Annotated in this window: 10 protein-coding genes; 3 read left to right on the forward strand and 7 right to left on the reverse strand. The window is 43.6% G+C overall.

Going from position 1 to position 11,762, the window contains the following annotated elements:
- On the reverse strand, positions 1 to 791 hold a 791-nt coding region (locus RMO79_RS00690), incomplete at its 3' end, for a substrate-binding domain-containing protein (RefSeq protein ID WP_310481121.1).
- 4 nt (positions 792 to 795) lie between these two features.
- Positions 796 to 1,521, reverse strand: coding sequence for a hypothetical protein (locus RMO79_RS00695; RefSeq protein ID WP_310481122.1), 726 nt, complete (start codon positions 1,519 to 1,521; stop codon positions 796 to 798).
- Between the two features lie 300 nt (positions 1,522 to 1,821).
- Here RMO79_RS00695 and acsF point away from each other — a divergent pair, with 300 nt between their 5' ends.
- The gene (gene acsF / locus RMO79_RS00700; protein ID WP_310481123.1) at positions 1,822 to 2,898 is read left to right on the forward strand and encodes a magnesium-protoporphyrin IX monomethyl ester (oxidative) cyclase; all 1,077 of its coding nucleotides are present in this window, start codon (positions 1,822 to 1,824) and stop codon (positions 2,896 to 2,898) included.
- 180 nt (positions 2,899 to 3,078) lie between these two features.
- Here the strand turns inward: acsF and RMO79_RS00705 are convergent, their stop codons facing one another.
- Both RMO79_RS00705 and RMO79_RS00710 read right to left on the reverse strand, forming a co-directional pair.
- Positions 3,079 to 3,408, reverse strand: a complete 330-nt coding sequence (locus RMO79_RS00705; RefSeq protein ID WP_310481124.1) for a hypothetical protein — start codon at positions 3,406 to 3,408, stop codon at positions 3,079 to 3,081.
- 200 nt (positions 3,409 to 3,608) lie between these two features.
- Positions 3,609 to 3,833, reverse strand: coding sequence for a hypothetical protein (locus tag RMO79_RS00710; RefSeq protein WP_310481125.1), 225 nt, complete (start codon positions 3,831 to 3,833; stop codon positions 3,609 to 3,611).
- Positions 3,834 to 3,979: 146 nt separating this feature from the next.
- Here RMO79_RS00710 and RMO79_RS00715 point away from each other — a divergent pair, with 146 nt between their 5' ends.
- Positions 3,980 to 6,394 (forward strand): NACHT domain-containing NTPase, encoded by a 2,415-nt coding sequence (locus tag RMO79_RS00715; RefSeq protein ID WP_310481126.1) that lies wholly within the window; start codon positions 3,980 to 3,982, stop codon positions 6,392 to 6,394.
- Positions 6,395 to 6,723: 329 nt separating this feature from the next.
- Here the strand turns inward: RMO79_RS00715 and RMO79_RS00720 are convergent, their stop codons facing one another.
- From RMO79_RS00720 to csaB, 3 genes are all read right to left on the reverse strand, one after another.
- Positions 6,724 to 7,317 carry a type II toxin-antitoxin system ParD family antitoxin gene (locus RMO79_RS00720; RefSeq protein WP_310481127.1) on the reverse strand — a complete coding sequence of 198 codons (594 nt, stop codon included), beginning with the start codon at positions 7,315 to 7,317 and terminating at the stop codon, positions 6,724 to 6,726.
- Positions 7,318 to 7,327: 10 nt separating this feature from the next.
- Complete coding sequence (locus RMO79_RS00725) at positions 7,328 to 8,389, reverse strand: hypothetical protein (protein WP_310481128.1); 1,062 nt, start codon at positions 8,387 to 8,389, stop codon at positions 7,328 to 7,330.
- A 181-nt stretch (positions 8,390 to 8,570) separates the two neighbouring features.
- Positions 8,571 to 9,614: a polysaccharide pyruvyl transferase CsaB gene (gene csaB, locus RMO79_RS00730; RefSeq protein ID WP_310481129.1), complete on the reverse strand. Its 1,044-nt coding sequence runs from the start codon at positions 9,612 to 9,614 to the stop codon at positions 8,571 to 8,573.
- Positions 9,615 to 10,542: 928 nt separating this feature from the next.
- Between csaB and RMO79_RS00735 the strand changes: the two genes are divergently transcribed.
- On the forward strand, positions 10,543 to 11,274 hold the full coding sequence (locus tag RMO79_RS00735; protein ID WP_310481130.1) for a hypothetical protein: 732 nt from the start codon (positions 10,543 to 10,545) through the stop codon (positions 11,272 to 11,274).
- The last annotated feature ends 488 nt before the right edge of the window (positions 11,275 to 11,762 follow it).

The raw sequence follows: 11,762 nt of genomic DNA on the forward strand, positions 1-11,762 counted from the left end.
CCGTCGATCGCGATCGATCGCACTGTCGATTGATTGGCAGCCTGAGCGAAAGTCGCATAGCTAATGCCATCGGTACCGAGAGCTTGAAATAAGGGGGTGCTAGCATCGCGCTCTAAGACTTTAAAGTTGCCGCCAGAGCCAAAGCCTTTATTTTGCAGCCCGATTTCCTGAAAAGATTGGTGGGTACCGCTCACGATCGGTCGCAAGATCGGGCGAATGGGTACAGCTTTACCACCAACCTCCGACCAATTTTTAATTTCGCCAGTAAAGATTTTGGTAACTTGCTCTGAGGTTAAGCCCCCATTCAGGGCACTATCTTGCCCCACGACGATCGCAATTTTATCTTGGGAAATTGGTACGGCGACTAAGCCTTGTGCTTGTTCGGCGGCTGTGAGTCCGCGAGAAATTCCGGTAATATCGATCGTTCCAGCAGCGAGATCTGCTAAACCTTTATTAGAACTAGAAGCGATGGTTTGAGCGCGAACGCCAGGGAATTTTTGCTCGAAACCGATTTTCAGAGCTTTGTTGAATTGCGCCATACTGGTGGCACCACCGATTTTAACGACAGTTCCCGCCGCTACTGTGGTTGGCGCATTGAAGGCGACTGTAGGTGTCGTCGGGCTGGTTGGATTTGTTGGACTGCTAGGATTGTCAGGACTAGTAGGACTACTGACGATCGGCGGTGATGAAGAACTACTTAACTTATTGTAGGCGGCATATCCTAACCCAGACAGAGCCAAAGCTCCAGCAATGTAAACGATCGGTGGGGGGCCTTTTTTAGAACTTGTCATATCTTTAATTAAGGGGTAACTCAGAACTATTTGCTGTTAATTTTGCCAGTCGCTCGTTGACTTGCGATTGGAGTTCGATATCGCTATTTTCATTCGTGAGTTCCGATCGATTTTGAGAAATATCTGCGAGAATTTTTTGCTGCATTTCGTACTCTGTTGCCTGCATTTGGGCATTTTCTAGTGTAGATTTGGCAGAGCCGTTATTGAATCCATCATTAACGCGGGCAATTTCCCGCAAGGCGGTATTGACGCGCGACAGATCTTTAGTATTCTGAATTTCGGTACGATATCGTGCTAGCTCTAGCTGTTCTTGGGTTAAGCGGTTTTGAGAACTAATTAGTAACTCTTCAGCGCGATCGACTTGGGTATGTAGCTGTGCTAATAATTGTTCTTGCTGAATGACTCGTACCAGTGTCAGCCGTGCCTCCCGCTCGCGCCCTGCTTGAGCCGATTTTGCAGCCGATCGTTCCAGTGTGGCAATTTCTTTCGCCTGGGTGTCGTATTGCCGTTGGATCTTGGTATAGGAACTGGCTTGCTGCTCCACAGCAGCAGAGAGACTAGCGACAGATTCCGTCATCAAATCGAGCGCACGCTCGGCGACAGCCAAAGTCTCTGCTTGGCTGGGCGCAGGAATGGATGCCTCTTTACCCCACAGCCAGTCCCAGACGGCGATCGTCGCGGCTCCCGCCCGATCGCCCATCAACCAGTTCACAAAGTTTTGACCTTTCATCTGTCTGGGTTATGAGCTGAAGTAGTTTAGCCCGATTATAACGCAGCCCAGATCGTTCTCGATCGGCATCGAGTCTGAAGCGGCGGCGATCTGGATTAATCGGGCACCGCTACTCAACCGATGAAGCTGCTGCTGAGAGCGGGTTTGACAGACTCGATAAAATGAATATCTTTGTAACTCTTAACACAAAAACACTGCGGAGCCAGTCTAGACTTGGTAAAATGCAAAAAGGGTAGATCTCGATGCCTGGGTTGTTGTCTGAGTCAATCGCGATCGAATTTAGTTATAAACAAAATTATTATGGTAACCTCCGTTTCAAAACCATCATCGAATGATGAAATCAGACCAGGTGTAAAACGTCCCGCTAAAGAAACTCTCCTCACGCCTCGGTTCTACACCACCGACTTTGAAGAGATGGCAAAGATGGATCTCTCTGTCAATGAAGATGAGATGCAAGCGATTATCGAGGAAATGCGGGTTGATTATAACCGCAACCACTTCGTCAGAGATGAAAAATTCGATCGCTCTTGGGACGATATCCCAGCCGAAACCCGTCAGATCTTTATCGATTTTCTCGAAAGCTCCTGCACTTCCGAATTTTCTGGATTCCTGCTCTACAAAGAACTCAGTCGTAAGCTCAAGCACACGAATCCGCTGCTAGCCGAAGGTTTTAACCTCCTATCGCGGGATGAAGCGCGTCATGCTGGCTTTTTGAATAAAGCGATGTCTGACTTCGGACTCTCGCTAGATTTGGGCTTTCTGACTGCAACTCATAATTACACCTTCTTCAAACCCAAATTTATTTTTTACTCAGTATACCTCTCAGAAAAGATTGGTTACTGGCGATATATCAAGATTTTTCAACACTTAGAAGCGAATCCCGAACACCGGATCTATCCCATCTTCCACTTCTTTGATAACTGGTGTCAAGACGAGAATCGTCATGGTGATTTCTTTGATGCATTGATGCGCTCCCAACCCCAGCTTCTCAATGATTTCAGAGCAAAACTCTGGTGTCGGTTCTTCTTATTAGCTGTATTTGCCACGATGTATCTTCGCGATCGTGAAAGCAAATTCTACGGCATTTTAGGCATGAATAGCCGCACATTCGATATCGAAGTAATCCAAGAAACAAATAAAACTGCGGGACGAGTATTCCCCGTAATTTTAGATGTAGATAATCCCAAATTCTTCTCAGTTTTAGACAAGTGCGCCGCAGACTATCTCAAGTTAGTAGCATCGGCAGAATCTACCACGCCTAAGTTCTTGAAAAAGATTCAAAATCTACCAACGATCGTATCGATGGGCGTGAAGTTACTCCGCTTGTATCTGATTAAACCGATCGATATGACTAAGCAAGCTGGTGTAGTTCGCTAGGTATTTTAAGTTAGATTATAACTTCCTATGAGTTAATGGTTCTGTCGATGGCAGAACCATTTTTTTGTCCGTTCGGGTAGCACAACGATTGAAATCGTTGCTAGTGATGCAAAGTCCGCCTACGCGGACTGAGATATCCAGTGTCTTCACCGCTTTGGCGACTGCTATAAAAGTTAAATGCTATCTGCAAGATCGATCGGGCGACTGAGAGTGATTTTCTTTGTTAGTGAAAATATAGCACGAATACAATACAGCGATCGCTGCACCTACGACTGCACCTCGGACACCCGAACAGGCATCACCTAGAATAGCACCACCATAAATCAACATTAGGAATGTATTAAACTTTTCCCAAGTCAGACGATTAGCCTTGAATTGCTGACTTCCGCAATTGGAAGAGTTTACTGCTGAAGTTGTATCTATCCCCAAAGATGCAATAATTTCATTGAGATCGTCTTTTGGAAGGGCATTCAGACGGTCTTTAAGATCTTTCTGTTCTTGGGTAAACATGGTGTCGATCCTGTTCGGCGGAGATTAGGGCATAGCTACTCAGGCTTCTACTGCTAATTTTAGCAGTAAACCCATTTGTGATGTTGGCTTTAACGGTAATTGACCCAACCGACAAATGCTGGAGTAGGGGTAATTCATAAATTACCCCTACCCTAAATTAGGTTAATAATAGCCGCAGATCTTCACAATTAATCGATCGATTAATTAGAGATCTTGTTAACTCGATCGCGAGCTGCTTGAGCTAGTCGCAGAGATTGGATGCTTGCTGTCAATCCACCCATCATTATTTCGGTACCTTGAGGATTTCCGGTACAGATTTCACCCGCACCGAGTAACGTTACAGAGGCTGAAAATGCGGCGGCGAACATGGCACTAGAAAACAGAATGCGCGCTTGATGCGATCGATCGGAATGATTGTCAGACATAATATTTAGCTGTATTCGAGCAGAATTTATTTAGTAGGTTCCGCGCGCTTGGTTCCTATCTAAATTATCCAGCGAAATAGCTGAAGCCTTGTCGGAGTAAGGTGTTAAGCTTGTGTAAGAGTTATGTAAGCGTAGCAACGGGTATTATGGACAGAGGTATTCAAGCAACAGCAGCAGGTGTAGAAACAGCAAAACACGCTTTGAAATTAAAAGGCTGGACTCAAGAATACCTCTCAGGTGTGGCTGGATGTACTCGACAAACCATATTGCAATTTCTAAAGGGAAAAAGAATTGAGAAACGGATTTCTCAGGATATTTGCAATGCACTCGATTTGAAATGGGGCGAGATTGTCGAATTAGAAGCTGATGAACAAACAGATCGACCGCCAAATCTGGATGAACTAGTGGAAACTGTTCGGGTTAACATCTATGACAGCATACAGACTAAGTGTGGCACGATGCGGGTGCTAGACATGACACAGCCGATCGATCTGAATGCGATCTACACAAATGTCAACATTCTCGAAAAAATTACTGGTCGCCAACGATTAGAACTTCAGGAATTACTGCAAAGTTGTTCTTTAGAAAATTACGATCGATTTAGCTTGAGTGGAGTGCAAGAAGCGCGTATTCCGGCTCTGGAGGCGATTGATAAATACACCAAATTGATGATTTTGGGCAAACCAGGAGCTGGGAAAACAACATTTCTTAAATATGTCGCATTGCAATGTATTGAGGGAACCTTTAAACCGCAGCTAATACCGCTCTTTATTACTCTTAAAGATTTTGCTGAAGTTGACAATCAGCCTAGTTTATTCAATTATATAACTCAACTTTTCAAGAGCTATGGCATCGAGCCAAGAACCAAAATTCAAAAAGGATTATGCAATTCTGTATTGTATGGCAGTGCTACAAACATAGAACTCTTACTCTTACAGGGTAGATTCGCGATTTTATTGGATGGGCTGGATGAGGTTAGAGAATCAGATAGTAAGAGGGTTTTGCAGCAAATCCAAGATTTTAGCGATCGGTTTGCTAAAAATATATTTGCAATAACTTGCCGGATTGCAGCGAAAGAATATACTTTTGAGAAATTCACAGAGGTTGAAGTTGCTGATTTTGACAATCGACAGATTGCCACCTTTACAAAACAATGGTTCCAAACGAAGAACGATCCTATTAAAGCAGAAAACTTCATCAAGAAGCTGAAAGAAGAGCCTAGTATTCGAGAACTTGCATCTAGTCCACTGTTACTGATATTGTTATGTTTGATATTTGGTGAATCTGGTAGCTTTCCATCGAATAGATCGGAACTATACAAAGAAGGTTTGGATGTATTGCTCAAAAAATGGGATGCGAAGCGAAATATCGAGCGAGATCGAGTCTATAAGCAGTTATCTCTCAAACGTAGAGAAGATCTATTAAGTCAAATAGCGTTGGATACTTTTGAAAAAGGTAACTACTTCTTTAAACAGAAGGAAGCGGAACACCATATTACTCAATACATTCGCAATTTACCAGATGCTAACACAGCGGAAGATGCACTGAAGTTGGATAGTGAAGCAGTTTTGAAGTCGATCGAAGCCCAGCATGGGCTGTTTGTCGAACGTGCCAGAGGAATTTATTCATTTTCGCATCTCACTTTTCATGAGTATTTTACAGCTCGAAAAATTGTTTTAAGTGCTAATTCTGATATTTTAATTCAAAAAGTTGCAAGCTACATCACAGATAAGAGATGGAGAGAAGTCTTACTCTTAACATGTGGTATGTTAGAAAATACCGATCTTTTGCTGAAAGCTATGAAACAGAATATTGACAGTATTCTTAGCCAAGATGAGAAGTTACAAAGACTTCTAAAATTAATTGAACAAAAATCTAGCTCTATTAAAAATTCTTATAAACCTGCTGCCATTCGCTCATTCTACATGTCGCTTAATTTGTCTAATCAAAAATTTGAGTTCGATCTTGCTACCGATTTAGATTCTTTATTAGCACATGAGTTCAAAAATACTGCTCGAATTGAAAATAACACACTTAATCTAGATTTTAATCTCCTTCCCGCTCTAAAAGATGCAGAGTTTATCAACGATATCTTCAATAAAAAAATGGATTTTACTATCGATTCAAGTTTTGAATTAAAAACTCTAATCGGTAGCAATATTAATCGAAAATCGACTATGAGACTCACTTACAACCTAGACTTTACTCGTAATGTTTCACTCGATTTACATTCCAGATCGGAAGAATTGCTACAAAAATTAAAAAATCAACTACCAGATCTATCTCCAATTAATGGTGACAATTTGAAACAATGGTGGAAGGTCAACGGACAAAGATGGACTGATGAATTACGATCGATCGTCACTCAGCATCGCAATATCGGTCACGACTGGCAGTTTAGCGAAGCTCAAGAAAAATTACTCCAACAGTACTATGATGCCAATAAACTGCTAGTAGATTGCCTCAATAGTGATTGTTATGTCAGCCGGGAAGTGAGAGAAGAGATCGAATCGACATTGTTACTACCGATCGCATCTATCCACAAGCGAAAATCAAGCTAAACTCCATTTTGGTTAAAATAGATCGATGCTCTCAAATGTCGATCGATGGTGGAAGTAAGAGGATTCGATCGAGCAGGGTGAACCGGAGATCGATAAATCAATAGGTAAAATCTCCAATTCCCGCTAGTTTCTTCTTCATGAAACAGGCAATAGTACCGTAACCTTCTCGCTTTGAATCTTCTCCAATGAGAGCTTCTAGATCGTGCTCGATATCTTCTAAATCACCACATTTACTACTCTATTTTCCATTTGGAAGTTGTTTTGCCATATGAGCGGGTAATCCTTCTTCATCTACGAAAGTGGATTAATTCATCTGACATAAATTTTGGCTAAATTAACCCTTTTTCTTGCCCCCATTTCAACCATCCGCTGACCGAATCTGAAAAGGTTGTTCCGGCTGGAATCGGATCTTCTTGTGATAGCTTTTTTAAAGCTACAAACCAATGATCGGGTTCTTTTAAGAGCGATCGCAAAATCAGCGGCAATACATCATTTCCCATTGCTACAATCTTTACATAATCTTGATGATTTATCTTTTTTGAGATCGAAGAAAAAGAAGCTGTTTCGTGTTTCCAATTCTCAGCTAATCGATAAAATTCCAGCTCTAAATATTTTTTTGCGGATTGCTTACTTAGGCTCGATCCCAATGATGTAAATACCGCCTCACCATCAATTTCTTGCCCAGGGGCGATTTGTTGATGGAGTTCTCCCAGACGATTTTCTCGCTCTTTTAGCAACCTAAAAGCGGCATCAATTACTTCATCGGGACGATCGTATGCTCCTGACTCAATTTGAGATTGAATGAATCGCTCGTGTTCGGGTTTAAGAAAAATACTCATCTTCTTCCAGTCTTGAACAGTTAATGCCTGTCTTACAGTCTCATCAAAAATCTTAACCCATTTTTTATCGATCGCACTGAGCATCTGGCTGGGGTTAGTTTTCTGGTTTTTTGGGAAACTTGGGTAGATCGATTTTAACTGCTTTGGTGGCAGGTCGATCGACGAGGTTGTCATCGCGGCGAGAATCGCGATTCTCCGTTGGAGAGGCTCCGCCAACGATCGTTGGTGATGGCCACTTTGAAGACGATTGGGAGATGGGGTTTTCTGGTGAGGTACTTTCTTTATCGATGGTTTCAGTGGGATAGATGCCAGCTTCTTCTAAGGCATTGTAACGACGGTTAACGTTGCGTGTTTCTCGATCTTGTAGAATTGCTTCCCGCCATCCGGTAGGTGCTGAGGAGTTAGAAATCGATGAGATCTGTTGTGCTGAAGGTGATGGCGATGTCCAATTGGGAAGATCGATCTGGAGTGGTGCTGAAGGGGGTGCTGGATCGAGTTCTGTTGTAAATGAGGTGGAGTCGAAATCGGTGGCTGCTACGGGGTATAAGTCTGGATTTGCGTCGAGATCGGGATCGATGTTAGAGTCGGCGAGGACTAATGGGCTGCTAATGGGGGGCCGATCGTTATCCCTACTTAAATCGGCACTAATAGTATCTGATGTGGTGTTAGCTTGCAGCTTGAGTCGGCGATGGAGTTCGATCGCAACTCGCTCGGTTTTGACTAATTTTTGCGATTGCTGCTGGTATTTTTGACGGAGTTCTTCGTGTTCTGCTTCGATTTGGGGGACGATCGTTTGGACGATTTCAAGTTGTTGAGAGAGGGTTTCAATTAAGGTTTGTTGGCGTTGTCCGATCTGGTGGGATGTTTCTAATTGTTGAAATAGCGATCCGAGGCGATCTTTAGCAATTTTTAGTTCATCTTGTTGTTGCAAGATGGTAATTTCGTGAATCTGATGCTGTTCTTTGTGGGTATGTACTGTCTGCTTGGCAGATGCTAAGGCTTGCTCTAATCTGGCAATTTCTTCTACTAGTTGGCGATTGATTTGCCGCAGATTACTAACTACTGTCAACCAATCAGTCCGATCGGGTTGGGTTTCGACTGTGGTATATATGGTTTCGATGATTTGGTCTGCGTTGGCTTGTTCTGCTGGGGACATGGCAGGATGGGGATGGGGGATGGGGGATGGGGAGACTGGGGGACTGGGGGACTGGGGGACGGGGAGTAAGAAGTACGAAGTAAGAAGTACGAAGTAAGGAGTAGGGAGTAAGCAGTAGATGTGCAATTACTTCTAAAACCTAACACCTGAAGCCTAAAGCCTAATACCTAACACCTAATACCTAAAGCCTAGAAGTTAGCAAGTTTTTGTGAGCTAGTGATGATTGGTGGAGGTTTTGGAGTAATTGAGGACTGAGTGCGTTACCAGTATTGAGGTGGGATTGCCAGGTTTGAGCGATCGCATTGGCATCGGTGGGGATATCGGCTAGTTCCCAGCCAGGAATATCGATTTCTGTCATTAGTTTACTCACTTTTGGGTCGTAACTAATTGCCCAACATTTACATCCTTCGGCTGCTGCCATAATTAGGCTGTGATAGCGCATCCCGATCGCCAGATCTACATTTTGAAATAAACCTTTAAGTTGTTTGGGGTTGCTGAGGGTAATTATCTGACTATTATCGGTTAATTGGGCTTGAATTTGCTGGGCGATTTCTAAATCGGTAGTGGGTTGGAAGGGGACGAGTAAAATATGACTGCCAGTACTGGCTTGCAAGCTGGCTAAGGCTTGGGTGAGAGTAGTAAGGCTCGAAGTTGTCAATTTGGGGTGCGAGCGCAGGGTGACGGCGATTTTGGGGCTGGGAATGTTGGCAAGTTCGGGGACGGGAGTGGCGGCGAGACTCCAAACGGGATCGGGAGCCATGACACAAGGTATTCCCCATTGTTCGAGTAAGGCGGCGGAGGCTGGATCTCTGACGCTGACAGCGGTGCAGTTTTCAAAGGCGCGTTTGGCAATCCACCGCGTTAAAGGTTTATTTAAAGGGCCAATTCCTTGCGCGATCGCGAATGTTTGTAGTCCAAATTGTCGCGCCAACCCGATTAGCCCTCCATAATAGATCGAGTTGCGAATACTTGTGGCATCTTGAATCAAACTGCCGCCGCCTAAAATCAAAACTTGCGACTCTCTGAGTGCGCGCACGACGGAACCGCTATTCATCCGATCGTAACTTCTGACACCATAGCTTTTAGATGTAGCGCGAGGATCGGCGGAGAGTACTAATGGTTTTACATGTGGCGGCAACATCTCTAGCATCGACGCTAGCAATGCTTCGTCACCACCGTTACCTTTGCCATAGTAGCCGCACAGCACAGCCTGAATTTTACTCATCCGCTCATACACCCGATCGATATCTTACAGGCTATTCTACACTAGTCCGAATGTTGGGTAATCTGCCTCCGGAGCCTGTGGCATGACTCACTGTTTCGATCGGTATTTAAAGCCTCTACTTTTCGAGCGGGTATGACTCGATCTCCGTTGGCGTAGCCTCTGCTGGACGCGAGAATCGTTAATTCACAGGCGATCGATCTAAGCAATTTGGCTTAAATCTATTTATAACTAACTAGATAAATCCATTTTATCACCTAAATCTGAGAAACTTGTGATGAAAAATATTTGTTGAAAAAAATAATGACCGATAAAATGACTCGATCGAAGACCAAATTGTATGGATACAATTTTTAACACGGCTAGAGAGTATAATCATGTAGATAAAAGAGTAATTTTTTAGTTTAAATATAGTTTTAGCTATTGTCAGAATCGAGCTAAAGTCGTATGATGAATTTAGTGAAATCTCTGCGAAAGACTCCGAACTAATTAAGTTGTGTTTGCCTAACAGGTTAGCAACTGTTATGTAAAAATAGATTAAGAACTCAGGATGTGCTAGAGAAGTTTCTTAACAAATAATTGTCAGCTTGTCCGTAATACCATTTACCGTAAGGTAATCGCCTGCCCCAGGCACAGCGTCCGCTCTGCGGAATCGCGTTTAATTATCTAATTAATCCAATTCAGACAGCGGATTCGGGTACATATTCATTACCAGCATCGATCGGACTTTAGAGCTGCGATCGCTGTAGATGGTGAATAGGGGCATGTTGACAGCTAAAAAAAGAAACCCGACAACTTCAGATCGATTGAATGGTCTAGAGTTAGATCTCTACAGCCATCGTTCTCAACTAAATTTGTTGACGAGCTAGATTTTATAAAACTTATTCCCAAGATCGTACATTACTTACTGCAAATAAGGAAGGTAGAAATTATGAATTTCTCATCTAAATTTACGCTAGCTATTGCGACTGCTTCAATTTTATGCCCGCTGGCTGCTGTTGCCAATCCAGTTTCTACTGGTTCTACTGGTTCTACGGCTGCTGCGGTATCGATTAAATTCCAAGATTGTAAATGTGGCCCTACTAGTGGTAATTTCTCCATCAACCCTGGTGGAAATGCCTCTGGCGGTGGTAATGGGGTGCAAGAACTCTCTGCGGCTGTAGCGACTGGCGAAACCAAGGCAAAGGCTGAAGCTTCTAGCAAAAAATCTGGTACTAATGCCAGTGCGTATGGCTATAGCAAACCTGTAAGTTTTAGCTATGAAACTTACAGCGATGTTAGCAACAAAAAATATCGTTCTGAGTATACTCAAAATAGTGAATATCAGAAAGAAGCTGCGATCGAATTTGCTGCTAGCCAGAAAAAATCTGAGTCCGAATCTGAATACGATACAGCCAGTGTCGATAAAAAAGTTCGTGGCGGACGCGGTTACTACGATAGTAAGGGTAAATATATTGAATATAGCCGCGATACCAAATCTGGTAGTGAGTCTGAAAGCAGCAGCTCACGTAACGTCGAGCTAAGTGCCAAACTCGAAGCTAGTGCCTCGCAAAGTAGTGCTAGCAAAAAATCGAGCGAGTCGGCTAACAACGAAAGTGGAACTAACTATAAATACACCGGATCTTCGGTTGGTTTGAGCTATATTCCGGCGATTGTTAAGTAGGTAAAATAGTTTGATTTTAGCTAGCTGCTGGCGATGCCATCTAGTTGCGGATCGTTCCACGATTTAGGGCATTGTCAGCAGATCTAACTTACTCAATAAAATTTATCCATCGCTAGTTTTGTTCGATGCCAACAACACCGAACAAACTCACTAGGATGGGTATTTTTTTCCTGACTCGTGGAGGGTCTGCGATCGTGTATTCACAGTTATTAACCTATCTTAAAACCCCATCGCAATTAGTCTGCTACGGCATAACAATCGCGGGCTGGTATCTGGTAGCGATCTGTAATTCTGTCGAGCGGGTACGAGCTGGCGAGGTAGCTACTCAAGACGAGCGGAGCATCGAGGTGCCGCGTAGTCTTTTACCCCCCCCAACCCCCCCTTTATAAGGGGAGGGCTGGGGTGGGGTAAAAGACTACGCGGCACCTCGATGCTCCGCTCGTCTTGAGTAGCTACCTCGCCAGCTCGTACCCGCTCGACAGAATTAC

Source organism: Chamaesiphon sp. VAR_48_metabat_403 (assembly GCF_031422475.1).
GTDB lineage: Bacteria > Cyanobacteriota > Cyanobacteriia > Cyanobacteriales > Chamaesiphonaceae > Chamaesiphon.